Raw genomic sequence first — 26,550 nt, forward strand, 5'->3', positions numbered from 1 at the left:
AAGTATGGCACAAGCATATAAGCAAGCTGGAGTCGATGTTGAGGCAGGATATGAAGCTGTCAAACGCATGAAGAAGCATATCAAGGACACGATGCGGCCGGAGGTTCTCGGCGGAATCGGTGCTTTTGGCGGCATGTTCGATCTATCCAAGCTCAATGTCAAAGAACCTGTCCTCATTTCGGGGACGGACGGAGTCGGAACAAAGCTGATGCTCGCGTTCCAAATGGATAAGCACGATACGATCGGCATCGACGCTGTCGCGATGTGCGTCAATGACATCGTTGCACAGGGCGCGGAGCCGCTGTACTTTTTAGATTATATCGCTTGTGGAAAGCTTGAGCCTGAGAAAGTCGAACAGATCGTCAAAGGGATCGCCGAAGGCTGTAAGCAGGCTGGAGCCGCACTGATTGGCGGAGAAACGGCTGAAATGCCGGGCATGTATGACCCCGAAGAGTATGATCTTGCTGGTTTTACAGTAGGTGTCGCTGAAAAATCAAAGCTCATCACCCCTGAAAAAGTAAGCAAAGGCGACGCGCTGATCGGGATTACTTCAAGCGGTATCCATAGCAACGGCTATTCGCTCGTCCGAAAAGTATTGCTTGAGCAGGCTGGTTACACGCTTGATCAAACGTTTGATCAACTCGGAAAAACCCTGGGCGAAGAACTTTTGATGCCGACGAAAATTTACGTGAAGTCAGTGCTCGAGGTTTTGAACAACTATGAAGTTTCAGGAATCGCCCACATAACCGGCGGTGGTTTCATCGAAAATGTACCACGTATGCTGCCTGAAGGGCTAAGTGCGGAGGTAGATCTCGGTTCATGGCCTGTTCCTGAGATTTTTTCATTGCTTCAGAAGGAAGGCGGATTATCCTCAGATGATATGCTTGGCACTTTCAATATGGGAATCGGCATGGTGCTTGCAGTGAAACATGAGGACGCGGTCAAGGTGATCCGGACGCTTGAGGCCCAAGGCGAATCAGCGTTTTTGATCGGCCGTGTAATAGAAGGAGAAGAAGGCATTACGTTTGGTGGAGGAGAATTGAAATGAAAGGCATCGCAGTATTTGCATCCGGTTCAGGCTCCAACTTTCAGGCGATTGTCGATGCTTGTGAGTCAGGGAAACTCCATGCAAAGGTGAACCTGCTCGTCTGCGACCGTCCAGGTGCGAAGGCCATTGAACGTGCGGACAAACATGGAATACCGACGTTCGTTTTCAAGGCAAAAGAGTACCCGGATAAGGAAGCGTTCGAGACAGAGATTTTAAAAAGATTGGAAGAAGCGAAGGTCGAGTTCATCGCATTGGCAGGTTATATGCGGTTGATCGGGCAGACGCTGCTTTCACAATTCGAGGGGAAGATGGTCAACATCCACCCTTCTTTATTGCCTGCTTTTCCAGGTAAAGACGCTATCGGACAAGCGATCGAGTCAGGCGTTTCGGAGACAGGCGTGACGGTCCACTACGTCGACAACGGAATGGATACGGGGCCGATCATTGAACAGTCCTCAGTGCCGATAGACGCCGGGGACACGGCAGAAATTTTACAACAGAAAATCCATAAGATCGAACATGAATTATATCCAAAAGTCATCCAGAACATCCTACACACATCCACGGAGAAAGGGGAATTCGCATAATGCGCGCACTAGTGAGTGTTTCGAATAAAGAAGGACTGATTCCGTTTGTCGAAGGTCTGATTGAGCAGGGGATTGAAATCGTATCGACAGGCGGCACGAAACGGGCGATTGAAGAGGCAGGACTCAAGGTGACAGGGATTTCGGAAGTGACAGGTTTTCCTGAAATCCTCGACGGCCGTGTAAAAACGCTGCATCCGAACATCCATGGCGGTTTGCTTGCGGTTCGGGAAAATGCCGATCACCAGGCGCAAATCAATGAACATAACATCACACCAATCGATTTCGTCGTCGTCAATCTTTATCCTTTCAAAGAGACGATCGCGCGTGCAGATGTGGACTTCGAGGACGCGATTGAGAACATCGATATCGGCGGACCGAGCATGCTCCGATCAGCTGCGAAGAACCACGCTTCCGTTACAGTCGCGGTCGATCCGGCTGACTACGGAACGATTTTAGATGAGTTGAAGGCGAATGGTGCGGTGGCTGATGAAACGAAGCGTCGTCTTGCCGCAAAGGTGTTCCGCCATACAGCCGCGTATGATGCACTGATCGCCCAGTACTTGACGGACATGACAGAAGAGGAGCACCCGGAATCCTACACGGTGACGTACACGAAAAAACAAGAACTGCGTTACGGAGAGAACCCGCATCAGAAGGCTGCCTTTTATGAGGTTCCGATCGGAGATCCTTCAACGATTGCAAAAGCGAAGCAGCTACACGGGAAGGAGCTTTCCTTCAACAACATCAATGATGCGGATGCGGCTCTGGAGATCATCCACGAATTCGAAGAGCCGGCAGTCGTAGCGGTTAAACATACGAATCCGTGTGGTGTTGGTGTCGGAAAGACGTTGGCAGAAGCGTATCAGCTCGCATATGAGGCGGACCCTGTTTCGATCTTTGGCGGTATCGTAGCGACGAACCAGGAAATCGATGCGAAAACGGCGCAAAAGCTGAAGGAGATTTTCCTTGAGATCATCATTGCGCCATCGTTCTCGGAAGAAGCGTTAGCGGTTTTGACGGAGAAGAAGAACCTGCGCCTTTTACAAGTTGAACCGAAAACAATCGGGACGCAGGTACAAAAACGGATCCAAACCGTATCAGGCGGCGCATTAGTGCAACAGGAAGATCACTACGGTTTTGACAATGCTGACCTGAAAGTGGCGACTAAACGGGAGCCGACAGAAGCAGAATGGGCGGACTTGAAACTCGGCTGGCAAATCGTCAAGCACGTGAAATCGAATGCGATCGTCCTTGCGAAAGGAAACCAGACGATCGGTGTTGGAGCAGGTCAGATGAACCGTGTCGGAGCGGCGAAAATCGCACTTGAACAAGCATGTGATAAGGTTGCGGGCTCATCCCTTGCGTCAGATGCGTTCTTTCCGATGAGCGATACGGTCGAAGCAGCAGCAAAAGCCGGTGTCACTGCGATCATCCAGCCAGGCGGTTCGATCCGTGACCAGGAATCGATCGATAAAGCGGATGAATATGGCATTACGATGGTCCTTACAGGTGTACGGCATTTCAAACATTAATCGAGGGGTGATGAGATGAACGTTCTGATCGTTGGAAAAGGTGGAAGAGAACATGCGATTGCGTGGAAAATGGCACAGTCGGAGCGTGTGACGCAGGTGTTTGTCGCACCTGGTAACGTCGGGATGACTGGTGTTGCGGAATGTGTTGATATAGCTGAATCGGATCAAGAAGGATTGGTCCAGTTTGCGAAGGAAAAGGGCGTTGATTTGACTGTGGTCGGTCCTGAACAGCCATTGCTCGATGGACTCGTCGACCGTTTTGAAGCGGAAGGTCTAGCGGTTTTCGGACCGACACGGGCAGCTGCTCTGATCGAAGGCAGCAAGACGTATGCGAACGAATTGATGGAGAAATATGCGATACCGACCGCTTTCTCAGCTTCTTTCACTGATTATGAAGAAGCGAAGGCATACTTAGCCGAAAAAGGGGCACCGATCGTGATAAAAGCGGATGGTCTTGCCGCTGGGAAAGGTGTTGTCGTCGCGATGACGATGGCAGAAGCGGAAGAAGCGCTCCACAGCATGATGGTTGAGACGAAATTCGGTGAGGCGAGCAGAAGGGTTGTCATTGAGGAATTTTTAGAAGGTGAAGAATTCTCGCTGATGGCGTTCGTCAAAGGGACGAAGGTGCTGCCGATGGTGATTTCGCAAGATCACAAACGTGCATTCGATGGGGATCTTGGACCGAACACTGGCGGAATGGGCGCGTACTCTCCTGTGCCGCATATATCCGATAAAGTGGTAGAAGTTGCGATTGAAGAGATTCTCCAGCCAATGGCTGACGCGCTTGTAAAAGAGGGTGTGTCGTTTACGGGAATCTTGTATGCGGGACTGATACTGACGGACCGAGGACCGAAAGTGATCGAGTTCAACGCGCGATTCGGGGATCCGGAAACACAGGTCGTCCTTCCGCGCCTCGAAAGTGATCTGTTCGATGTGATGAAAGGCTTGTTGAATGAAGAGGATGTCACACTAGAATGGTCCGCTGAGGAATATGTCGGCGTCGTGCTGGCATCAGGCGGTTATCCGGGAAGCTATGAGAAAGGTGTCGCGATTGACGGGCTGGAGGCTGTTTCTGCGGATACCCTCACGTTTTTTGCAGGTGTAAAAGAGGACGGTGGAAAGCTGGTGACAGACGGTGGGCGGATTCTGCTGCTTGCTGCTAAATCTGAGAATCTGGAAAGTGCGCAAACCGCCGTTTATCGTGAAATGGCGAAGGTGGAGTGTGCTGAAAGTTTTTACCGGGAAGACATCGGCTCAAAAGCGATCAAGGCTGTCTCCTCCTGAAGATGAAAAACGTCAATGTAATGATGCTTCCGACGATCATCGCAAGCACAAACAGCATATCTGTCATGTATTCCATCAATACATCAATATACTTCATGTAAAATCACCTCGTTTTATAAGGAAAGCTCCCAAATCGGGAGCTTTTTCAATTTAATTAAAGGACGTCGGGGAGCGATTCCGGCGGGTTTGCCACGTAATTCGGCGGGATTTGAGGCGGAATCCGGCCGGTTTGGCGCGTAATCCGGCGGAAATCACACTTAATCCGGCCACTTTCAGCTCGATTCCGGCCAAAGGTTACTTTTTACACCTCCACGCCTCAAGAAAGAGGTTTCACGCAACAAAAAAGGAGCATTCACCAATCAAGAAGGATTGATCGGAGAGCCTTCTTTTGTCAAGGAGGCGAGGTCCATGTTCGTCAGCTTTTGCCCGTTTTCGTAAAGGTCAGTCATCGGGCAATATTTTGTAATCCCCTCGCCTACTTTCATCGCGCCAAGTATCATCGTAAGCAGATGACTTTGGCGGTACGGGTTACGACCCATTCTTGCTGCCGCACAAGCGACCATCGTCAAACCGACTGTAATTCGGATCAATGCATTTACTGTACCTATGTTCTGTTTCAAATTGTCCTCCTCCTATTAATCAGGTTGCTCGGCATTTCAAACTTTGCCGAGCCACAGCATTACTACGTTATACTGTAGCGATTTTCCGGGTTATGGTATCATGGTGTACAGAAGATTCTAACAAATAGAAACCATATATACACCGAGGTGATGAAATGTCACAGCATTTAGTGAATTGGTCGAAGCAGCAGCTCCGTACCCATGTCCAGGTCATTCAGGGCGAACAGCCGCCCACGCTCGTCTTAGAAAATGCTACATACTTGAACAACGTTTTGAAAAAGTGGATCACGACAAACATATGGATTTATGAGGATCGGATCGTCTATGTTGGCAGTAAAATGCCGCAAAACAAGACGGGATGCGAGATGATCGATTGTGAAAACCGATATATCGTTCCGGGTTATATCGAGCCTCATGTCCACCCATTTCAACTTTATAATCCCCAGACGTTCGCTTCTTATTCAGCTAAACGGGGGACGACGACATTCATTTGCGACAACCTGATGCTTTTGCCACTAGAAAAAAAGAAAGCGCTTTCGTTCATGACTGACATCAATGAACTGCCCTACTCGTTTTTCTGGTGGTGCCGTTATGATTCGCAAACAAAACTGCAGAATGAGGATGAGGTTTTTTCTGAGGAGATGTTCGATCAATTCCTCGATCATCCCTATACCTTGCAAGGTGGTGAATTGACGAACTGGCCGCAAGTGCTGAAAGGCGATGATAAGACACTCCATTGGATGCAGGAGACGAAAAGGCGAGGGTTGAAAATCGAAAGCCATCTGCCTGGTGCATCTGAACGGACTTTAGCAAAGCTGGCTGTGCTCGGAGCGGATTGTGATCATGAAGCAATGACCGGAGAGGAAGCGGTCCTGCGCATGTCGCTCGGCTACACGACTTCGCTCCGCTATTCGTCGATCCGTCCGGACTTGCCACACATTTTAGAAGAAATGCTTGCGCTTGGTGTCGAAAATTTTGATCGCGTGTTGATGACGACGGACGGCTCAACACCTAATTTCCATCGTGATGGCGTGACGGATGTTGTGCTGCGAATCGCTCTTGAAAAAGGAATCCCAGTAGAAGATGCGTATGCGATGGTCTCCTATAATATTGCTCGTCATTACGGGATCGATCATCAGTACGGAATGATTGCGCCTGGGCGGGTCGCGAACCTGAATGTTTTAAGAGATCCGAAAGAACCGACGCCAGAGGCTGTTTTATCGAAAGGAAAATGGATCACAGAGGAGGACCCGCAAGTCGTCTTCAATTGGGCGGATTATGATATCAAGCCATATGATCTTGATTGGGCGTTGAAAATGGAGGACCTCGAAGTCGTATCTCCAGCAGGGATTGATATGGTGAACTCGGTGATTACGAAGCCTTACAAAACTGAACTCGATTTTACAGGTGAAGAACTTGCCCACGATCAGGATGAAAGTTTTTTTGCGTTGGTCGATCGGAACGGAAAGTGGCGTGTCAATGCGATGCTGAAAGGCTTCGCGACAGGCGTCTCAGGGTTTGTCAGTTCATATTCGAATAGCGCTGACATATTATTGATAGGAAAAAGCAAAAAAGATATGGTGACAGCTTTCGAACGGTTGAAGGAAATAGGCGGTGGGATCGTGCTTGTCGAAAAAGGTGAGGTCATATGTGAAATCCCGCTTACGCTGAATGGCGGCTGCTCCACAGAGCCGATGGAAACGGTCATGGACCAGCAGGATCAACTGGTTAAAGAACTGAAGGAGCGGGGCTATCCTTTTGTAGATCCGATCTACAGTCTGTTATTTTTTTCATCGACTCATTTGCCTTATATCCGTATCACGCCAAGCGGCATTGTCGATGTCTTGAAAAATGAGGTACTGTCCTTTCCTGTTGTAATGCGTTAAACTGTAGTTAGTTGAGAAATTATTAACGGCGAATATTCGACGCACAGGACGTGCTAGTACTGCCGTTGTCACAGGACGTGACGCTTTTAGGCAGTGATCGTTACTTGGTTTTTGCGGTCCTCAAGTATTATTCATACGTTCCGGTCCTCAAAACCAGCGTGCCTCAATCTTTCGACGTACAGGACGTACTAGTGCCGGCGTTGTCACAGGACGTGACGTATTTAGCCGGTGTTGTTTCTAATTCGTCAACAGAAGATTAATCCAAGTAGTTGAGAAATTATTAATGAATCATCACTGTAGTCTTAGAGGGCTTTTTATAGGGTCATCGGTCAAGGGTTGTTCTGAGAGGGAATCAGGGAAATACTAGGGGGAGTTTTACCAAATGAATAAGAAAAGGTTGTTTGTTACGTGTTTTGTAGCATTGATCCTTATGCTTTCGGCGTGTAGTTCGAAGGAAACAGCAAAGCCAAGTGATGACGCTGCTTCTAAAGACACTGGCATCGAGAAGAAAGAAGTGGACGACAAGCCGAGATTCGCGTATACGTTTCCGCTGACAGGCAAAGGGACAGACGAAGCGCTGGCATCAAGAGCGGTAGCGGTAATGGTCAACAATGCACCAGAAGCAAGACCGCAATCCGGTTTGCATAAAGCCGACATCGTCTATGAAGTTTTAGCGGAAGGGAAAATCACAAGATTGCTTGCGGTTTTTCAGAGTGAGGAGCCTGACGTGATCGGACCGGTCAGAAGTGCGCGTGACTACTACGTGAGACTCAGCAACGGATTCGATGCGATTTACATCCACCATGGGTGGAGTCCGGCAGCAAAAACGATGCTGACTTCGGGAAACATTGACTCGCTGAATGGCTTGTATTACGATGGGACATTATTCAAGCGTGCGAATTTCCGGAAAGCACCGCATAATTCGTATATCACCTACGAAAACATCATGAAGGAATCTGAGAAAAAGAAGTTCGAATTGAAGCAGGAGATTCCAGCGTTTTCATTTTTAAAAGAGGATGAAGTGACGGCAATTGAAGGGGATCCCGCAAGTACAGTGACTGTTTCATACGGTGATCATTATAAAGTGCACTACCGCTATCAATCTGAAAAAGGCACATACTTGAGATATGTAAACAATGAGAAAACTGTCGACAGGGAAACGGAAATACCGATTGAACTTGAAAATGTACTGGTCGTCGGTGCTGATCATAAGGTCATTGACAGTGCCGGTCGTCGTAACATCAATCTTGATAGTGGCGGTGACGCAATCCTATTCCAACAAGGGAAGTCACAAGAGATAAATTGGAAGAATGAAAATGGACGTATCATTCCAGTGAAAGATGGAGCAGAGGTTCCGTTCGTACCAGGCAAGACATGGGTGAATCTGGTGCCTGCGTCAGACCTTGGTCCAAACGTAAACTGGGAATAGTTTTGGAGGAGTGATTAAGGGATGCAAATTGATAAACTAAGAGGAAAAACATTGGATCAGCTATTCGATGCGATTCTGACGCTGAAAGACCGGGAAGAGTGCTATCGGTTCTTCGACGATCTAGCGACAATCAATGAGATCCAGTCGTTGGCACAGCGTCTGGAAGTGGCGCGTATGCTGCGTGAAGGCTATACGTATCATAAAATCGAAAAAGAAACGGGTGCAAGCACAGCGACGATCTCACGTGTGAAGCGCTGTCTCAACTACGGGAACGACACCTATGAAATGGCGCTTGACCGCGTCCATAACAAATCTGAATAGATGAAAAGGGGCTGACTTTAGCGAGTCAGTCCTTTCTTATGGAATCATGCCGGTAAAAAAGGATTCAAACAGTCTTTCAATTTGGAACTTTGAGGGAAGAACGACAAAAATAAGAGATTTTCTTCAAAAATTTCGAAAAAACTACAAAAGTAACCTTCAGAATTACAAAAAATTGAAAATAACTTCAAAAATGGTGCGATTAACAACAAACGTCGATTCGACTCTGAACCTCAGTTTTTAACGGTACCCTTTTCTGTTATAATCCTTAAAGGAAGTGTTTACTTAGGAGGACAGCCTTATGTTTGAATATAAAGAATGGAAGCACGTCTTCAAGCTGGATCCGGACAAGGAGATCACCCCTGAAGCCCTGGATCAGATCTGCGAGTCAGGGACAGATGCGGTAATCGTCGGCGGGAGTGACGGAGTGACGCTTGAAAATACGATCGACCTTCTATCCCGGATCCGCAAATACACCGTCCCTTGTGTGCTCGAGGTTTCGAACATCGAATCGATCACGCCGGGATTTGATTTTTATTTTGTGCCCAGTGTGCTTAACAGCAAGAACCCGGATTGGATCGTCGGTCTGCACCGGGAAGCGATCAAGGAATACGGTGAGCTCATCAACTGGGACGAGCTTGTGACGGAAGGTTACTGCATCGTGAACGGTGAGTCGAAGGCGGCGGAAGTTTCAGAGGCCGACTCAGACTTGAACACAGAGGACATCCTCGCATACGCAAGGATTGCTGAGCATATGTTCCAGCTTCCGATCTTTTATCTGGAGTACAGCGGGGCATATGGCGATGTGGAAGCGGTAAAAGATGTGAGCACGATCCTCGATAAGGCACGTTTCTATTATGGCGGCGGCATCAAAAGTGAAGAACAGGCTAGAGAGATGGCGCAATTTGCTGATACAATAGTCGTTGGGAACATCATTTATGATGATTTGGAAGCAGCGATCAAAACGGTGAAAGTAGTTAAAGGATGAATTGTATTTTCAGCTTGCTTCGATTAAAATAAAAGATAGGAACATACGTTTGTGTAGGTGGTGGATAATGTGCAACAAATTGTTGAACGGCTGCTGTCGGGGCTGAATCCTGAACAGAAGAAAGCGGTCAAGCATACAGAAGGACCCCTCTTGATCATGGCAGGAGCGGGGAGTGGAAAGACACGGGTTTTAACCCATCGGATCGCGTATTTGTTAGTGGAAAAAGGTGTTGCCCCGTGGAACATCCTTGCGATCACGTTTACGAATAAAGCAGCGAGAGAAATGCAATCTAGGGTTGCGGCGATTACCGGACCGGCTGCGGAAAGCATCTGGATATCGACGTTCCACTCGATGTGCGTACGGATTTTAAGAAGGGATTCCGACCGGATTGGAATCAACCGCAACTTCACGATCCTCGATGCGACAGATCAGCTGTCTGTCATCAAACAGGCGCTTAAAGACCTGAACCTTGATACGAAAAAGTTCGATGCGAGAGGGATCCTCGGAACGATCAGTTCAGCGAAGAACGAACTGAAGACTGCCGCTGATTTTCAGAAGACAGCTCAGGGAATGTACGAAGAGGTAGCAGCAGATGTTTACGAGGTGTACGAAAAGCAACTTCGAAAAAACCATGCCCTCGACTTCGATGACTTGATCATGTCGACGATCAAGCTTTTTCAACGTGTCCCAGAGGTGCTCGAGCATTATCAGCGTAAGTTCCAGTACATACACGTGGATGAGTACCAGGATACGAACCGCGCGCAATATGTGCTCGTGAACCTTTTGGCTGAACGGTACAGGAACCTTTGTGTCGTCGGGGACTCGGATCAATCGATCTATCGCTGGCGCGGGGCGGACATCGCGAACATCCTCTCGTTCGAGCAGGACTATGCGGATGCTGAAGTGATCTTGCTTGAGCAGAACTACCGCTCGACGAAACGGATCCTCCAGGCGGCGAACGAAGTGATCCAGAACAACACAGGACGTAAGCCGAAGAATCTTTGGACAGACAATACCGATGGGCAGAACATCAGTTACTACCAGGCTGACAGTGAGCACACGGAAAGCTATTTCATCGTCGGAAAGATCAAGGAAATGCTGCAAGGGGAGCGGAAGCCTTCGGATGTCGCAATCCTTTACCGGACGAATGCACAATCGCGTGTCATAGAGGAAGCGCTCGTCAAATCGAACATCGCTTACCAAATTGTCGGCGGTACGAAGTTCTACGATCGTAAGGAAATCAAGGATATCCTTGCGTATTTGCGTCTGATCGCGAATCCGGATGACGATATCAGTTTGAGTCGAATCATCAATGTGCCGAGAAGAGGAATCGGTGCTTCGACACTTGATAAAATCGTCCAGCATGCCGCTATGCATGACCTTTCCATCATGGATGCACTCGGTGAGGTCGAGCTGATGGGCTTGAGCGCCCGTTTCGTGAACGCGCTCACTGAATTCCGCGATCAAGTGATGAATTGGTCGAAAATGCAAGAATATCTTTCGGTCACTGAATTGACGGAAGAAGTTCTGGAGAAGACTGGTTATAAGGAAGCTTTGGAAAAAGAGAAGACGATCGAGTCGCAGAGCCGGCTTGAGAACCTTGATGAATTCCTGTCAGTCACACAGGAGTTCGAAAAGCAGAATGAAGATAAAAGCTTGATTGCCTTCCTGACGGATCTTGCCCTGATCGCTGATATCGACAAGATGGACGATGATGAAGAGGACAAGAAGAAGGATGGCGTTGTGCTTATGACGCTTCACTCCGCAAAGGGTCTTGAATTTCCTGTCGTCTTTTTGATGGGACTTGAAGAAGGCATCTTTCCGCATAGCCGTTCCATTTTCGATGACGATGAAATGGAAGAGGAACGCCGTCTAGCTTATGTCGGGATCACCCGTGCGGAAGAAGAGCTGTTTTTAACGAATGCAAAAATGCGTACGCTATACGGGAAAACGACGATGAACGCACCTTCCCGTTTTATAAACGAGATTCCGGATGAGATTGTGGAATCGTTGAATGAAGAGCAAGAAACGTTGCCGTGGCAGAAAACGTCTAATCAGATGCCGACTGCTGGTGCACCACGTCGATCACATCGGATGGCTCCTGCTCGTAAAAGCGGCGAATCGCTTGACTGGAGTGTCGGTGACAAAGCGAAGCATGGCAAATGGGGTGTCGGAACGGTCGTCAGTACAAAGGGTGAAGGCGAGTCGCTCGAGCTCGATATCGCATTCCCGCAGCCGACTGGCATCAAGCGTTTGCTGGCGAAGTTCGCACCGATCGAAAAAGCATAGAACCTGATCGAGAAAAGAGGTAGAGTGATGACTGAGGAACAAGCGAAGGCCCAAATCGAAGAGTTAAGCAATCTACTCAATCAATATAATTATGAATATCATGTTCTTGATAAACCATCCGTACCAGATGCAGAGTATGATCAGAAGCTTCATGAACTGATCAAGCTTGAACAGGAATTCCCGCAATTCCGCACAGAGCATTCGCCTACCCAGCGTGTCGGAGGAGAACCGTTGGATGCGTTCCGTAAAGTTGAGCACCGGTCACCGATGCTGAGCCTTGGCAATGCGTTCAATGAGCAGGATCTCAGGGATTTTGATCGCCGGGTCCGTGATGGTGTCGGCGGGAAAGTCCAATACGTATGTGAGCTTAAAATCGATGGCCTCGCGGTTTCGCTTCTTTATGAAAACGGCCGTTTTGCCCGTGGAGCGACCCGGGGCGACGGAACTATTGGAGAAGACATCACGAATAATTTAAAGACAATTCGTTCCATTCCTCTTCGTTTGAAGGAAGATGCAACACTTGAAGTTCGGGGTGAAGCCTTCATGCCGAAAGCGTCTTTTGAAAAGTTGAACGAAGCCCGTGAGAAGGAAGGCGTCGAAGTTTTCGCGAATCCGCGAAATGCCGCGGCTGGTTCGTTACGTCAGCTCGATCCGAAGATTGCCTCGCGCCGTAACCTTGATATTTTTGTTTATGGTGCTGGCAATTATGAGGGCCGGAATGTGGAGTCCCACAGTGAAAGCCTTGATTATCTCGAGGAGCTTGGCTTCAAGACGAATCCGGAATGGAAACGTTGTGAAACAATTGATGAAGTTATCGAATACGTGAATGGCTGGGTGGAGAGACGACCTGATTTGAACTATGAAATCGATGGGATCGTCATCAAGGTCGATTCACTCGACCAACAGGATGAGCTTGGTACGACGGTAAAAAGTCCGCGTTGGGCGGTCGCATACAAATTCCCTGCAGAAGAAGTCGTGACAAGACTCGAGGACATCGAACTGACGGTCGGGCGTACTGGTGTCGTGACGCCGACTGCGCTCTTGGAACCGGTCCAGGTGGCAGGTACGACGGTCAAACGTGCCTCTCTTCACAATGAAGATCTGATCCGTGAAAAGGACATCAAGATCGGGGACTATGTCATCGTAAAAAAAGCGGGAGATATCATCCCTGAAGTCGTGAACGTGATTGAAGAGAAGCGCACAGGTGAAGAGCAGGACTTCCACATGCCGACGCATTGCCCGGAATGTGAAAGTGAACTTGTCCGGATTGAGGATGAAGTCGCATTACGCTGTATCAATCCGAAATGTCCGGCGCAGATCCGTGAAGGGTTGATCCACTTTGTTTCACGGAACGCAATGAATATTGACGGCCTTGGCGAAAAGGTCATCACCCAGCTGTTCAATGAAAATCTGATCAAAGATGTCGCTGATTTGTATGAGCTGAAGCGGGAGGAGCTGCTGCAGCTTGAACGGATGGGCGAGAAGTCTGTTGATAATCTTTTGAAAGCGATCGAAACATCCAAAGACAATTCCCTTGAGAAGCTGTTGTTCGGTCTAGGGATCCGCAATGTCGGCGCAAAAGCAGCCCGGACATTGGCGGAGAACTTTGAAACGATGGAAAACCTTCAAGAGGCGACGCGAGAGGATATCACGTCAATCCATGAGTTCGGCGAGATCATTGCCGATTCTGTTGTGGTGTATTTTGATAAACCTGAAGTAACGCAATTATTGGATCACTTGCGCGAAGTAGGCGTGAACATGGAATATAAAGGGTTGAAGCGAAGCGAAACCGAAAACATCGATTCTCCGTTCAGCGGTAAGACGATCGTGTTGACGGGCAAACTGCTGCAACTCTCTCGTAATGAAGCAAAATCAGAAATTGAAAAGCTTGGTGGCAAGGTGACAGGAAGCGTGAGTAAAAACACCGACCTGGTCATTGCCGGTGAAGATGCAGGTTCGAAGCTAACAAAAGCGGAGAAGCTCGGTATCGAAGTCTGGAATGAAGACACTTTTGTCGGCCAGCTGAATGATTAAGGAGTGTGCAGTTTAGGGGATGTATAAAAAGCTATTCGTGATACTCAGTGCCACACTGATCCTTTTGTCCGGATGTATGCCCTTTGATAATCTGAAACGTGATGAAGTCGTGGAAGATGAAGCCAACGATAATGAACAGGCGATTCCTCTGCATAATATCAACACGACAGATGACAAGTATTATAAGTCGTTGAAAAATTATGAGCCAGGAGCAGCGCGCGGAGAAATTTCATACGGTGTCGATAATCGGATCGATGTCGATGAACTGGAAACAGGGTTGATGAGAATTTCAAAAGAGACGTTCTCGATTGATAATTATTATTTTCAAAATGGCCAATACTTGTCGAAGGGGACCATCCGGAACTGGTTGAAGCGCACTTCAGAAGAGTCCGGGAAATCCGATGATAAATTCATTCAAAAGGGCTTGAATCCAGGGATTAATGAAAAAGCCTACCAGAATGCCTCTGTAGATGAGAGGAAGGAAATGCTGAAGAAGAATCCGAAAATCCTCTCTTATATCTTGGAGCAGAATTATTTGCAGGACAGTGGGAAGGATTCGGTTAAACTTGGAGGCATTTCGCTCGCCTTGTCCTTCCACTCGACCTATTATTTTACCGTCCAGGATGACCAGGGACGGCTTCACAGAGATGAGGTCAAGCTGACAGCGTCTGAAGTGAGGGAGTATGCGCAAAAGACCGGTCAGGAAGTGATCAACCGCCTGCGCCAGCATCCTGAGCTTCAGGATGTGCCGATTACGGTCGGACTTTTCTATGAAGAAAAGCATGGTGCTGTCGTGCCTGGCAACTATTTTGCGAAAACAGTCGTGAAAGGCGGACAGACGAAAGCGAATTGGGAAAACGTCAATGAGAAGTACTACTTTTTCCCTTCTGGTAAAGCAGAAGAAGATCATCGCGAGGACTATAACACGTTCGTCCAATTTGAAGAGAAAATCAAAGAGTACTTCCCGAACTATATCGGAGTCGTCGGTAAAGCGTTGTACCGCAACGACCGGATTTCGAAGCTGACGATTGAAATCCCGATGCAGTTCAACGGGAAGGCAGAAGTCATTTCATTCACGCAATATGTGAACTATCTGGTGAAGCAGTACTTCCCGGATGAGGTCGTCGAGGTCAACATCAAATCCTCGCTCGAACAGAACGAAAGCCTGATCGTATCCGACCCATCTAAAGAAGACTCGGTTGTGCACATCTACTAGGATTGAAGAAGGAAGAACAATGATGAACAGAATGGACAAACAACGTCCATTCTGTTTTTTATGTGGGGGAAGGGGCTAGAGAGTTAGCAGCGCGGGCATTTTTTACTAATTCGCGAGATTATGAACTGCATTGGCGAGAATATGTCCAGTTTTCGCGAGATTATCCACAAAAACTGGCGAGATAATGCGTTGTTTTCGCGAGATTCCGGTGATATTCCGCCAGAATAACCAGTCGGTGCCTGACACCAACTGAGATGCCTTGTGGGAGAAGGGTTTTGGAACGGTGCCAGGTACACTTTGAAAAGCCTTGGGAGAGTAGGAGTTCAAAAGGGTACCTGACACACATAATTTACACACTAAATTTTTCTTTTACCGTTTTTGCATAAAGGTTTAATAATGATTTGCGGATGAATGCTTGGAGTACAAGGGATTATCAGCTTTTTTCGCTGTATTTCTAATCATCACCGTGAGTAAAAATCAATCGTTTGTGGATGAAATATTCTGACTATTACTGGATGTTTGAAAGCATAATTTTCATAGTGTAGAATGAGGATGTAATTGAAAACTTTTGTATGCGTTTTCAATACTACTCTATTGCGATATTGGAGGGGTTCATTCTTATGGTAGTACCTTACAAACACGAGCCATTTACTGATTTTTCCGTGAAGGAAAATCGTGAAGCTTTTGAAGAGGCTTTGAAAAAAGTCGAGAACGAATTATTAGGTAAAGACTATGACCTGATCATCAATGGAGAGTATGTCTCTACAGATGAAAAGATCGTGTCGATCAATCCTGCGAATAAGGAAGAGGTCATCGGTCGTGTTTCAAAAGCGAACCAAGAGCTCGCTGAAAAGGCGATGCAATCTGCGGACAAAGCTTTTGAAACTTGGCGCAAGGTAGATCCGGAAGAACGTGCGAACGTATTATTCCGTGCTGCTGCAGAAATTCGCCGCCGTAAGCATGAATTCTCTGCTTTGATGGTAAAAGAAGCAGGTAAGCCGTGGAAGGAAGCGGACGCTGATACAGCTGAAGCGATTGATTTCCTAGAGTATTACGGACGTCAAATGCTTGAAATCAAGGACGGTAAACCGATCCAAAGTCGTTCGATCGAACACAACCAATACAAATACATTCCTTTAGGTGTTGGAATTACGATTTCTCCATGGAATTTTCCGTTTGCGATCATGGCTGGAACAACAGTTGCACCGATCGTCACTGGTAACACTGTCATTTTAAAACCAGCAAGTGCGACCCCAGTCGTTGCAGCATGGTTCGCGGATGTGATGCTTAAAGCTGGGACTCCTGCAGGCGTATTGAACTACCTGCCTGGAAGCGGTTCTGAAGTTGGGGACTATCTTGTCGATCACCCAAGAACTCGTTTCATCAGCTTCACAGGTTCCCGTGATGTCGGTACACGTATCTGGGAACGTGCAGCAAAAATCCAGGACGGCCAAAAGTGGCTTAAGCGTGTAATCGTGGAAATGGGCGGTAAAGATACTGTGGTCGTCGATAAAGACGCTGACCTTGATCTCGCAGCTCAATCGATCGTATTCTCAGCATTCGGATTCGCTGGACAAAAATGTTCTGCTGGTTCACGTGCGGTTGTTCACCAGGATATCTATGACGAAGTTCTTGAAAGAGCGGTCAAGCTTACAAAAGAGCTTAATGTCGGTGAACCTACTGACCACAACACGTACATGGGACCTGTCATCGATAAAGGTGCTTATGACAAGATCATGAGCTACATTGAGATCGGTAATGAAGAAGGCCGTCTTATGGCTGGTGGAGAAGGAGACGATTCCAAAGGATTCTTCATCCAACCGACGATCTTCGCTGATCTTGATCCGAAAGCTCGCCTCATGCAGGAAGAAATCTTCGGACCAGTTGTCGCATTCAGTAAAGCACGTGACTTCGACCACATGCTCGAAATTGCAAACAACACAGAGTATGGTCTGACTGGAGCACTTCTTACAAACGACCGTGATAAAATCAAGCGCGCGAAAGAAGATTTCCATGTTGGTAACCTATACTTCAACCGTGGATGTACAGGAGCAATCGTTGGCTATCAACCATTCGGTGGATTCAACATGTCTGGAACTGACTCCAAAGCTGGTGGACCAGACTACCTCGTACAACACATGCAACCGAAGACAACATCAGAAGGACTATAAGAAAAATACAGCAAACCCCTGTTGCCTTAGAGCGACGGGGGTTTTTCTGTTTACCCTAAGCCTAAGCAAAGTTTATTTCTATTTTTCAGAAAAATAGAATGCAAATCAATTCAATGTTACATAACCCTATGTTATAATAATGATATGTAACATAAGGGGTGACGGCATGAAAACGGTTGAAGCGATCAAAGACGAAGAAAAGCTGAAGGCGATGAAACAATATGTCAAGAGCAAATCGGCACGTGACTATTGCTTGTTCTTGCTTGGAATCAATACGGGCATTCGCATTCATGATCTTCTCCATATCAAAGTCAATGAACTCATGGATGAAGCAGGCAACATGTTCACCTATCTCCAATCTGATCTATATAACGCCCCCCCTGTTTATTTGAACGATGCAGTGCAACAAGCATTAAATACATGTATCAATGAACGAGACCTCGAACACTCGGATTTTTTATTCAAATCACGTAAAACGAACGAACCGATCAGCAGACAACAAGCGTATCGAATTATCAATGAAGCATCCAAACACACAGGCATCACTGGTTCGATCGGAACCCATACTCTACGCAAAACGTTCGGTTATCATGCCTATAAGAAAGGCATCGCCATCTCACTTATCCAGAAGCGATTACAACATCATACTCCCTCTGACACACGCCAATATCTCGGATTGACCACTCAAGCACCTAAGAACCTACAACTGGATGTAAACCTTTAGGAGGGGTTGCACTATGTTTGAAGATATTTTACACACGGATACCTTTATCTTATTGACGGCGATCCTCTTCATCGTCGGAGTACTGACAACGAAGTTCTCGGATCGTTTGGGCGTTCCCTCACTCGTCCTGTTCATGGCGGTTGGAATGATCATGGGGAGCGATGTATTGAACATCATTTATTTTGACAATGCCAGTACAGCGCAAATGATCGGTATATTCGCCCTGATCATCATCCTTTTCGAGGGTGGACTTCAGACGAAATGGAATAAACTTCGACCAGTCATCATGCCATCCCTTTCACTCGCTACAGTCGGAGTGATCCTAACATCAGGCATTGTCGCGGTCTTTGCGAAGTTCATCCTTGGGTTAGGTTGGATGGAAGCAGCTCTATTTGGTGCCATTGTCGGTTCAACGGATGCTGCAGCAGTTTTCGCTGTTTTAAAAGGTCAGAACATCAATGATCGGGTGGGAACTACTTTGGAAGCAGAGTCAGGCTCCAACGATCCGATGGCGGTGTTCCTGACGATCGCTCTCATCGAACTCATTACTCTCCCTGACACGAATATTCTTACGTTGATCGGATCATTCTTCGTCCAGATGGGCCTCGGGCTTCTCCTCGGCTATCTTTTCGGGAAATTGTCTGTCGCTGCATTGAACCGTATCAATCTCGATTCAAGTGGACTTTATCCTTTATTCGCCATATCATTTGCATTGCTCACTTATGGAGTTACAGCTTTCATGAACGGCAGCGGATTGCTTGCGGTATATGTCCTTGCCATCATCATCGGGAACCAGGAAATCGCCTACAGACATTCGATTTCTCGTTTTTCAGAAGGATTCGCCTGGATGATGCAGATACTCATGTTTGTAATCCTTGGCTTGTTAGCTTTTCCGGCAGAAGTATTCACTTGGGACAATACGTGGAAAAGCATACTCATCTCTGCGATTTTGATGCTTTTCGCTCGACCGATTGCGGTATATCTTTCAACGCTGAAAATGAATTACACGTATAAAGAACTGGCATTCCTATCCTGGGCTGGATTGAAGGGAGCCGTTCCGATTGTGCTGGCGACATTTCCTTTACTAGCAAACATTGAAAACAGCCATCTGATTTTTAATGTCGTGTTCTTCGTAGTCCTGACCAGCTGTCTGATCCAGGGGTCTACGATTACAAATGTCGCTGAAAAGCTTAATTTGACAGGACCTAAGAAATCAACTCCAATCCATTCAATTGAGCTGGTTTCTTTACAGAAGGCATCTGCTGAGATGATTGAGTATGAGATGGAGGATGATGCTGCGATAATTGGAAAGCAGTTAGTGAATATTCCATTTCCAGAAGGTTCCTTGATCAATGCCATCATAAGGGACGATAAGCTGATTACGCCAACAGGGAATACTGTCATTCATGCCGGAGACTTTCTCTATATCCTGACTTCGAAAAAAGATAAGGAGAAGTTAAAACAGTTATTGAAAGAAAAAAGACAGCTTCCTGCAGAAGAAGTTAACGAAAGTTCATTATAAACTACAAAAAACCGGGATCCGTGTTATGGAATCCGGCTTTTTTGAACATTGTGAAACTACTTGGTCAATGGATATTCCTTTTCCTGAAGCGCCCGCCTTTGACGTCATGGATGTCACCGACTGCTAAGAATGCTGTAGGATCAAGTTCCTCGACAATGCTCTTGAGTTTCGCTTCTTCCAGCCGGGTGATGACACAGAAGATGACCTTCTTCGCATCTCCGGTATAAGCACCTTCACCGTTCAAATACGTAACACCTCGACCTAGTCTGGCATTCAACGTTTCTGCAATCTCTTTATGCCGATCACTGATGATCCAGACAGATTTGGAAGACTCGAATCCTTCGATTGTGATATTGATCATTTTGAAAGCGATGAAGTAAGCGATCAAGGAATACATAGCGCGTTCCCAACCGAACACGAAACCTGCACTTCCTAGAATGAAAAGGTTGAAGAACATGACAACTTCGCCAACGGAGAATGGTGTAGCTTTATTGAAAAGGATCGCGAGGATTTCTGTACCATCCAATGATCCTCCATACCGGATGACCAGACCGACACCAATTCCTAGAATGATCCCCCCGAAAACGGAAGCGAGTAATGGGTCATCCGTCAATACCGGAACGGGGTGTAGCCATAAGGTGCATATGGAGAGAGTAGTGACACCGAACAATGTTGTGAGTGAGAAGGTTTTTCCGATCTGTTTATAGCCTATGAAAAAGAATGGAAGATTCAATAAAAGCAGCAGATAGCCGAGTTTGATACCACTCAAGTGTGAGAGGATGATGGAGACTCCTACAATGCCTCCGTCTATGATCTGATTTGGAACCAAGAAGATTTCTAACCCGATTGCAACAAGCAATGCCCCTAGTGGCACTAGAATGATCCGTTTTGCAAGCTGCGTTTTCGATAATTTTTTATGTTGAGACTTTGTTTGTGGTTTTGGTTCAAACAGTCCGTCCAACAAATTTTCCCCCTTAACTTTTAAAAACAACTCCTCTATTATTATTATACATGACAAGCTACCCATTATATTCCGTTTACTATTGTGGATTTTATAAATAATCACTGGCGAAAAGGACAAGATAAGAGGGTATATCGTATTTTAAACTCACCAAATGGTAAAAATATCCTCAAATTAATCTTCATGAATTTTTTTGAATAGATATTATTATATACGGGTGAAAATGCTTACAATTTCATAATATGTGTATAATTATACAACTTAATGCTTAGATTTTAATTATCACAATGTTCTAACTTTTATATTGTGTTATGGTCTTTAATGGTGGCAACAAATGCGGGATATTTTGTAAGGTGCGAATGAATTATTTTTGCATAATACTTGCATAAGAAGTTACAGGAGGTGCTCTCGTGGAAGAATTCAGTCTATCAGCAGCAACATGGTTTTGGTTACTAGTACCTATGCCATTAGTCGTCATTTTATCTATCATATCGTACTTTGTTGAATCGAAAGGAGAGAATTAATTTAGATGGGTATTGATACGCCTACGTTAATAACATTTATTATTTATCTAGTAGTAATGCTTGCGATCGGGGTTATTTCCTATCGCTTGACAAGTAACTTATCAGATTACGTATTAGGAGGAAGAAGCCTCACGCCAGGAGTTGCAGCACTTAGTGCAGGTGCTTCGGATATGAGTGGTTGGCTCTTGCTTGGCTTGCCAGGGGCTGTATACGCTGGTGGTATGAGTGCTGCATGGATCGGGATCGGTCTATCAATCGGTGCATATTTGAACTGGCAATTTGTCGCAAAACGACTTCGTCAGTATACGGAAGTTTCGAACGATTCGATTACGATTCCGGATTACTTTGAAAATCGTTTCCGTGACAACTCGAAGGTTTTACGTGTGATTTCTGCAATTGTCATCCTATTTTTCTTTACCGTTTATACTGCCTCTGGACTTGTAGGGGGAGCTAAACTATTCCAATCTTCATTTGACATGTCATACACGATGGCATTATGGATTGGTGCTGCGGTCATCATCTCTTACACCTTCCTGGGTGGATTTTTAGCAGTAAGTTGGACTGACTTCATTCAAGGGATCTTGATGTTCTTAGCCTTGATTATTGTTCCGATTGTTGCGATCCAAGAAGTTGGTGGCTGGAACGAAACAATCAATCAAGTCGGAGCCGTAGATCCTGGATTTGTTGACATCATGGCAGGTATGGGAGGAATTGCAGGATTCCTTGCAATCATCTCGAACCTTGCCTGGGGACTTGGTTACTTTGGACAACCCCATATCCTGACACGTTTCATGGCTGTCAGATCTTCAAGAGACATTCCGAAAGCTCGTATGATCGGAATGGGCTGGATGGTCATTTCCATGTTCGGTGCACTTCTCACTGGTCTTGCAGGTATTGCGTACTTTGCAGATAACCCGCTTGAAGGTGCAGCGTCGGAAACAGTATTCATCCTGTTCACTCAAGTCCTGTTCAATCCCTGGGTCTCAGGAATTTTGCTAGCTGCGATCCTGGCAGCGATCATGAGTACAGTCGACTCTCAGCTGCTTGTATCTTCAAGTGCATTAGCGGAAGACTTTTACAAAGCGATCTTGCGTAAGAATGCCTCTGAAAAAGAGCTGGTATGGATCGGCCGTTTCGCGGTACTTGGTATCGCGTTGATCGCGCTGTTGATTGCATCTGATTCAAACAGTAAAGTATTGGATCTCGTTAGTTATGCATGGGCAGGATTCGGTGCTGCATTCGGACCGGTCGTCATCCTGTCGCTATTCTGGAAACGTATGACGCGTAACGGTGCGCTGACTGGAATCATTGTCGGTGCAGTAACTGTTGTCGCTTGGAAGCTGCTTTCAACTCCACCAGAAGGAGCAGAGCAAACAGAAGCAGTCATTCCATTCGCACTTTATGAAATCGTACCAGGATTCATCCTCGCGACAGTAGCCATCATCATTGTAAGCATGATGGGCAGAGGACCAAAACAAGAAGTTAAAGAAGAATTCGTAGAAGCAGTGGAAGAATAAAAGGGATATTTTAATTGGAAAACCAGCTTTGGAGGTACATGCCTCTTAAGCTGGTTTTTTGTATGGGGAGATATCGGAGCACATTTGGATTTTATCAGTGCGAAATTAAGGTTTATCGGTGCAAACTCAAGATTTATCGATGCAAATTTAAAATATATCGTTAATTATAAAAAAGAGCGTACTTCCATGAACCTACCAACGAGGAATGAAGTCGAAATTATAGTAGAGAAAAAAACCGCTATGGAGATTGTACAGACTATGAAAATATAATCGCTGATAAGATTGACTCCGTTTTATACTCCCCGAAGGGTTGACGAAAGGTGCCAGGCACCGATTCAGATCCCTTGGCGCTGCAAGGACTTTCTGTACCAGGCACCGAACTGGAACCCTTGGTACCATTGGCTTCTTTTTCGGTGCCTGGTACAGTCCTTTGATTCAGTCTTTAAAGCTTTAGCGTGATTGTTGATATCGGCGGGTTCTTTTTGGTATCATCAGTATATTGCAATACGTACGATTTTTTGGAGGTGGAAGAAGTGGCCCGAATTACGAAGGAAGAAGTAAAGCACGTTGCGAAGCTTGCGCGACTCGCGGTGACTGAGGAAGAAGCGGAAAAGTTCACGAGCCAGCTTGACGCGATCATCGGGTATGCAGAGCAACTTAAGGAATTGGATACAGATGATGTGGAACCGACTACCCACGTCCTTGATATGAAAAACGTTCTCCGTGAAGACGAGGCGAAACCTTGGCTCACACGTGAAGAAGCACTCAAGAATACACCGGATACACAGAACGGACTTATCAAAGTTCCAGCTGTTTTAGAGTAGGGAGGGAGAAAACCGACGATGTCTTTATTTGAAAAGAAGATCTCAGAGCTGCACGAGCTCCTACATAAAAAGGAAATGAAGGTAAGCGAACTCGTTGACGCTTCCTTCTTAAGGATCAACGAAGTAGACGACAAAGTGAAAGCCTTCCTCACCCTTAATGAAGAAGGTGCAAGAGAACAAGCGAAATACCTCGACAGCAAAATGGGGACCGACGAAATGCGCGGACTCCTTTTCGGTCTGCCGATCGGCGTGAAAGATAACATCTCGACGAAAGACCTGCGTACGACTTGTGGAAGCAAGTTGCTCGCAAACTTTGAGCCAGTTTTCGACGCAACGGTTGTTGAGCGATTGAAAAAAGCAGAAACGATCACTGTCGGAAAGCTGAACATGGACGAATTCGCAATGGGTTCATCCAACGAAAACTCTGGCTTTTTCCAAACACGCAACCCATGGAACACTGATTACGTCCCAGGCGGATCAAGCGGTGGATCGGCAGCGGCAGTCGCAGCCGGAGAAGTCTTTTTCTCACTCGGTTCGGACACAGGCGGATCGATCCGACAACCAGCGGCATTCTGTGGTGTCGTAGGACTCAAGCCGACTTACGGTCGTGTTTCCCGTTTTGGACTTGTCGCGTTCGCGTCTTCACTTGACCAAATCGGTCCGATCACAACAACAGTCGAAGACAATGCGTTTTTATTCCAGGCGATCAGCGGTTATGACAAAATGGATTCCACATCCGCAAACGTTGATAACAAAGACTACACAGCGGCACTAACTGGCGACGTCAAAGGTCTGAAAATTGCGGTGCCAAAAGAATACATCGGCGAAGGTGTAGACGAAGACGTCAAGAACCGTGTCATGGATGCACTTAAAGTCCTCGAAGGCATGGGGGCTGAGTGGGAAGAGGTTTCACTCCCACACTCCAAATACGGTGTTGCGACTTATTACCTGCTGGCATCCTCTGAAGCGTCTTCAAACCTGGCGCGCTTTGATGGTGTCCGTTACGGTGTGCGTACAGAAAACGCGGACAACCTGCTTGAACTTTACAACCATACGCGAAGCGAAGGGTTCGGTGACGAAGTGAAACGCCGGATCATGCTTGGAACATTTGCCCTTAGCTCAGGCTTTTACGATGCGTATTATAAAAAAGCTCAAAAAGTACGTACATTGATCAAGCAAGACTTCGACGAGGTCTTTGAAAAATACGATGTCATCCTCGGACCGACAGCACCCACAACGGCGTTCAAGATCGGTGCCAAAACAGATGATCCACTTACGATGTACGCGAATGATATCCTGACGATCCCGGTCAACTTAGCCGGAGTACCGGCGATCTCCGTCCCATGCGGACTTTCCAACGGACTGCCTGTCGGACTACAAATCATCGGAAAAGCGTTTGATGAGAATACGATCTACCGCGTTGCTCATGCTTACGAGCAAGCGACCGATCATCATCAAAACAAACCGCAACTGTAAGGGGGGACGAAAAAAATGCATTTTGAAACGATAATCGGACTTGAGGTCCATGCTGAACTGAAAACGAACTCGAAGATCTTCTGCAGCTGCTCCACGGAATTCGGAGCACCGCCGAACACGAACGTCTGCCCGATCTGTCTTGGCCACCCAGGTGTTTTACCTGTCGTGAACAAGCAGGCGGTTGACTTTGCGATGCGTGCGGCCATGGCATTGAACTGTGAGATCACACGCGAAACGAAATTCGACCGTAAAAACTACTTCTATCCGGACAATCCGAAGGCGTACCAGATTTCACAATTCGATAAGCCGATCGGTGTCAACGGCTGGATTGAAATCGAAGTCGATGGCAAGAAAAAGAAAATCGGCATCACGCGCCTTCATATGGAAGAGGATGCTGGTAAATCGATGCATGCTGACGACGGAACGCACTCCCTCGTGGACTTGAACCGTCAAGGGACTCCGCTCGTCGAGATCGTATCCGAGCCGGACATCCGCACACCGGAAGAAGCGTATGCTTATCTTGAAAAATTGAAAGCGATCTTGCAATATACCGAAGTTTCGGATTGTAAAATGGAAGAAGGCTCGTTGCGTTGTGATGCAAACATCTCCCTCCGCCCAGTCGGACAAGAGGAATTCGGTACAAAAGCTGAGCTGAAGAACCTGAACTCATTCGCTAACGTCCAAAAAGGACTCGCACACGAAGAGGTTCGTCAGGAAAAAGTACTGCTAAGCGGAGGCGAAATCCTGCAAGAGACCCGACGCTTTGACGAACAGTCCAAGAAAACGATTCTCATGCGTGTAAAAGAAGGATCAGATGACTACCGCTACTTCCCGGAGCCGGATCTCGTAGGACTTTCAATCGATCAGGAATGGATCGACCGTGTAAAATCAGAGATTCCAGAGCTTCCGGATGCGCGTAAGCAGCGCTATATCGAAGAGCTGAAGCTTCCAGCGTATGACGCGAAGGTTTTGACACAATCCAAGAAGATGTCCGATTTCTTTGAAGAAGTCCTGGAAAAAGGTGCAGACGCGAAAGCTGCTTCGAACTGGATGATGGGTGAAGTTTCCGCATATCTGAACGCCGAGTACAAAGAAATCGATGAAGTCGCCCTCACGCCAGAAGGACTTGCGAAGATGATCGAGCTGATCGAAAAAGGAACGATCTCTTCCAAAATTGCAAAGAAAGTCTTCAAAGAATTGATTGAAAAAGGCGGCGACCCAGAAGTCATCGTCAAGGAAAAAGGACTCGTCCAGATTTCGGATGAAGGCGAACTTCGCGGCATCGTCACCGGAATTTTAGATGAGAACGAACAATCGATCATCGACTATAAAAACGGTAAAGACCGTGCGCTCGGATTCCTCGTCGGCCAAGTGATGAAGGCGACGAAAGGAAAAGCGAACCCGCCGATGGTCAACAAACTGATCGTCGAAGAAATCGAAAAGCGATAAGATTGAAGAAGCCCTTTACCGAGGGCTTCTTTTCAGATTAGAAGGCAACGGAGTAATCGCAACACGTGTTGAAAAAATCACGACACCATCAGTAATTATCCCGACAGATTCCAAAAGAATCACGACTTTTCGCCACAGATGGCCTCTTCGA

At 46.8% G+C, this 26,550-nt stretch carries 21 protein-coding genes; 18 read left to right on the plus strand and 3 right to left on the minus strand.

Going from position 1 to position 26,550, the window contains the following annotated elements; all coding sequences use genetic code 11:
* The first annotated feature begins 4 nt into the window (after positions 1-4).
* Genes purM through purD form a run of 4 tightly spaced genes read left to right on the plus strand, consistent with a single transcriptional unit; the run spans position 5 to position 4,451 of the window.
* Complete coding sequence (purM, locus tag N8M93_RS19645; protein ID WP_261134330.1) at positions 5-1,048, plus strand: phosphoribosylformylglycinamidine cyclo-ligase; 1,044 nt, start codon at positions 5-7, stop codon at positions 1,046-1,048.
* Complete coding sequence (gene purN / locus N8M93_RS19650; protein ID WP_261134331.1) at positions 1,045-1,635, plus strand: phosphoribosylglycinamide formyltransferase; 591 nt, start codon at positions 1,045-1,047, stop codon at positions 1,633-1,635. The genes purM and purN overlap by 4 nt, the downstream gene beginning before the upstream one ends.
* Complete coding sequence (gene purH, locus N8M93_RS19655; protein WP_261134332.1) at positions 1,635-3,167, plus strand: bifunctional phosphoribosylaminoimidazolecarboxamide formyltransferase/IMP cyclohydrolase; 1,533 nt, start codon at positions 1,635-1,637, stop codon at positions 3,165-3,167. The genes purN and purH overlap by 1 nt, the downstream gene beginning before the upstream one ends.
* 15 nt (positions 3,168-3,182) lie before the next feature.
* Positions 3,183-4,451: a phosphoribosylamine--glycine ligase gene (gene purD / locus N8M93_RS19660; RefSeq protein ID WP_261134333.1), complete on the plus strand. Its 1,269-nt coding sequence runs from the start codon at positions 3,183-3,185 to the stop codon at positions 4,449-4,451.
* Here the strand turns inward: purD and N8M93_RS22930 are convergent.
* Both N8M93_RS22930 and N8M93_RS19665 read right to left on the minus strand, forming a co-directional pair.
* Positions 4,432-4,548: an EYxxD motif small membrane protein gene (locus tag N8M93_RS22930; protein WP_396125735.1), complete on the minus strand. Its 117-nt coding sequence runs from the start codon at positions 4,546-4,548 to the stop codon at positions 4,432-4,434. The genes purD and N8M93_RS22930 overlap by 20 nt on opposite strands.
* A 262-nt stretch (positions 4,549-4,810) precedes the next feature.
* Complete coding sequence (locus tag N8M93_RS19665) at positions 4,811-5,071, minus strand: DUF2892 domain-containing protein (RefSeq protein WP_261134334.1); 261 nt, start codon at positions 5,069-5,071, stop codon at positions 4,811-4,813.
* A gap of 155 nt (positions 5,072-5,226) precedes the next feature.
* Here N8M93_RS19665 and N8M93_RS19670 point away from each other — a divergent pair, with 155 nt between their 5' ends.
* The 10 genes from N8M93_RS19670 to N8M93_RS19715 all read left to right on the plus strand — a co-directional run bounded on the left by N8M93_RS19670 (position 5,227) and on the right by N8M93_RS19715 (position 19,648).
* Positions 5,227-6,957 carry an adenine deaminase C-terminal domain-containing protein gene (locus N8M93_RS19670; protein WP_261134335.1) on the plus strand — a complete coding sequence of 577 codons (1,731 nt, stop codon included), beginning with the start codon at positions 5,227-5,229 and terminating at the stop codon, positions 6,955-6,957.
* A 382-nt stretch (positions 6,958-7,339) separates the two neighbouring features.
* Complete coding sequence (locus N8M93_RS19675) at positions 7,340-8,386, plus strand: DUF3048 domain-containing protein (protein WP_261134336.1); 1,047 nt, start codon at positions 7,340-7,342, stop codon at positions 8,384-8,386.
* A gap of 21 nt (positions 8,387-8,407) precedes the next feature.
* Positions 8,408-8,707 (plus strand): YerC/YecD family TrpR-related protein, encoded by a 300-nt coding sequence (locus N8M93_RS19680; RefSeq protein WP_261134337.1) that lies wholly within the window; start codon positions 8,408-8,410, stop codon positions 8,705-8,707.
* A 298-nt stretch (positions 8,708-9,005) separates the two neighbouring features.
* On the plus strand, positions 9,006-9,692 hold the full coding sequence (locus N8M93_RS19685; RefSeq protein ID WP_261134338.1) for a heptaprenylglyceryl phosphate synthase: 687 nt from the start codon (positions 9,006-9,008) through the stop codon (positions 9,690-9,692).
* 69 nt (positions 9,693-9,761) lie between these two features.
* Positions 9,762-11,981, plus strand: coding sequence for a DNA helicase PcrA (gene pcrA, locus N8M93_RS19690; protein ID WP_261134339.1), 2,220 nt, complete (start codon positions 9,762-9,764; stop codon positions 11,979-11,981).
* 27 nt (positions 11,982-12,008) lie between these two features.
* Entirely contained in the window at positions 12,009-14,015 is a 2,007-nt protein-coding gene (ligA, locus tag N8M93_RS19695) for an NAD-dependent DNA ligase LigA (RefSeq protein ID WP_261134340.1), read from the plus strand.
* Positions 14,016-14,034: 19 nt separating this feature from the next.
* Positions 14,035-15,231 (plus strand): CamS family sex pheromone protein, encoded by a 1,197-nt coding sequence (locus tag N8M93_RS19700; RefSeq protein ID WP_261134341.1) that lies wholly within the window; start codon positions 14,035-14,037, stop codon positions 15,229-15,231.
* Between the two features lie 620 nt (positions 15,232-15,851).
* Positions 15,852-17,402: an L-glutamate gamma-semialdehyde dehydrogenase gene (gene pruA, locus N8M93_RS19705; RefSeq protein ID WP_261134342.1), complete on the plus strand. Its 1,551-nt coding sequence runs from the start codon at positions 15,852-15,854 to the stop codon at positions 17,400-17,402.
* A 166-nt stretch (positions 17,403-17,568) separates the two neighbouring features.
* Positions 17,569-18,126 (plus strand): tyrosine-type recombinase/integrase, encoded by a 558-nt coding sequence (locus N8M93_RS19710; RefSeq protein WP_261134343.1) that lies wholly within the window; start codon positions 17,569-17,571, stop codon positions 18,124-18,126.
* 13 nt (positions 18,127-18,139) lie between these two features.
* Positions 18,140-19,648 (plus strand): potassium/proton antiporter, encoded by a 1,509-nt coding sequence (locus tag N8M93_RS19715; protein WP_261134344.1) that lies wholly within the window; start codon positions 18,140-18,142, stop codon positions 19,646-19,648.
* Between the two features lie 64 nt (positions 19,649-19,712).
* Here the strand turns inward: N8M93_RS19715 and N8M93_RS19720 are convergent, their stop codons facing one another.
* Positions 19,713-20,600, minus strand: coding sequence for a YitT family protein (locus tag N8M93_RS19720; RefSeq protein ID WP_396125740.1), 888 nt, complete (start codon positions 20,598-20,600; stop codon positions 19,713-19,715).
* Positions 20,601-21,138: 538 nt separating this feature from the next.
* Here N8M93_RS19720 and putP point away from each other — a divergent pair.
* From putP to gatB, 4 genes are all read left to right on the plus strand, one after another.
* Entirely contained in the window at positions 21,139-22,650 is a 1,512-nt protein-coding gene (gene putP, locus N8M93_RS19725) for a sodium/proline symporter PutP (RefSeq protein WP_261134346.1), read from the plus strand.
* 533 nt (positions 22,651-23,183) lie between these two features.
* On the plus strand, positions 23,184-23,474 hold the full coding sequence (gatC, locus tag N8M93_RS19730; RefSeq protein ID WP_261134347.1) for an Asp-tRNA(Asn)/Glu-tRNA(Gln) amidotransferase subunit GatC: 291 nt from the start codon (positions 23,184-23,186) through the stop codon (positions 23,472-23,474).
* 18 nt (positions 23,475-23,492) lie between these two features.
* Positions 23,493-24,950, plus strand: coding sequence for an Asp-tRNA(Asn)/Glu-tRNA(Gln) amidotransferase subunit GatA (gene gatA / locus N8M93_RS19735; RefSeq protein ID WP_261134348.1), 1,458 nt, complete (start codon positions 23,493-23,495; stop codon positions 24,948-24,950).
* A 15-nt stretch (positions 24,951-24,965) separates the two neighbouring features.
* A complete protein-coding gene (gatB, locus tag N8M93_RS19740) occupies positions 24,966-26,399 on the plus strand; it encodes an Asp-tRNA(Asn)/Glu-tRNA(Gln) amidotransferase subunit GatB (RefSeq protein WP_261134349.1) in 1,434 nt (477 codons plus the stop codon).
* The last annotated feature ends 151 nt before the right edge of the window (positions 26,400-26,550 follow it).

The sequence above is a fragment of the Bacillus sp. Marseille-Q3570 genome, assembly GCF_946151055.1.
GTDB lineage: Bacteria > Bacillota > Bacilli > Bacillales > Fictibacillaceae > Pseudalkalibacillus.

Bases quoted from the DNA above. Each gene is read 5' to 3' on its own strand.
- putP (WP_261134346.1), top strand. From the start codon at position 21,139: ATGGGTATTGATACGCCTACGTTAATAACATTTATTATTTATCTAGTA.
- N8M93_RS19675 (WP_261134336.1), top strand. From the start codon at position 7,340: ATGAATAAGAAAAGGTTGTTTGTTACGTGTTTTGTAGCATTGATCCTT.
- N8M93_RS19680 (WP_261134337.1), top strand. From the start codon at position 8,408: ATGCAAATTGATAAACTAAGAGGAAAAACATTGGATCAGCTATTCGAT.
- purM (WP_261134330.1), top strand. From the start codon at position 5: ATGGCACAAGCATATAAGCAAGCTGGAGTCGATGTTGAGGCAGGATAT.
- gatA (WP_261134348.1), top strand. From the start codon at position 23,493: ATGTCTTTATTTGAAAAGAAGATCTCAGAGCTGCACGAGCTCCTACAT.
- N8M93_RS19700 (WP_261134341.1), top strand. From the start codon at position 14,035: ATGTATAAAAAGCTATTCGTGATACTCAGTGCCACACTGATCCTTTTG.
- pruA (WP_261134342.1), top strand. From the start codon at position 15,852: ATGGTAGTACCTTACAAACACGAGCCATTTACTGATTTTTCCGTGAAG.
- N8M93_RS22930 (WP_396125735.1), bottom strand. From the start codon at position 4,548: ATGAAGTATATTGATGTATTGATGGAATACATGACAGATATGCTGTTT.
- N8M93_RS19685 (WP_261134338.1), top strand. From the start codon at position 9,006: ATGTTTGAATATAAAGAATGGAAGCACGTCTTCAAGCTGGATCCGGAC.
- ligA (WP_261134340.1), top strand. From the start codon at position 12,009: ATGACTGAGGAACAAGCGAAGGCCCAAATCGAAGAGTTAAGCAATCTA.
- N8M93_RS19715 (WP_261134344.1), top strand. From the start codon at position 18,140: ATGTTTGAAGATATTTTACACACGGATACCTTTATCTTATTGACGGCG.
- purD (WP_261134333.1), top strand. From the start codon at position 3,183: ATGAACGTTCTGATCGTTGGAAAAGGTGGAAGAGAACATGCGATTGCG.
- gatB (WP_261134349.1), top strand. From the start codon at position 24,966: ATGCATTTTGAAACGATAATCGGACTTGAGGTCCATGCTGAACTGAAA.
- purH (WP_261134332.1), top strand. From the start codon at position 1,635: ATGCGCGCACTAGTGAGTGTTTCGAATAAAGAAGGACTGATTCCGTTT.
- N8M93_RS19710 (WP_261134343.1), top strand. From the start codon at position 17,569: ATGAAAACGGTTGAAGCGATCAAAGACGAAGAAAAGCTGAAGGCGATG.
- N8M93_RS19670 (WP_261134335.1), top strand. From the start codon at position 5,227: ATGTCACAGCATTTAGTGAATTGGTCGAAGCAGCAGCTCCGTACCCAT.
- purN (WP_261134331.1), top strand. From the start codon at position 1,045: ATGAAAGGCATCGCAGTATTTGCATCCGGTTCAGGCTCCAACTTTCAG.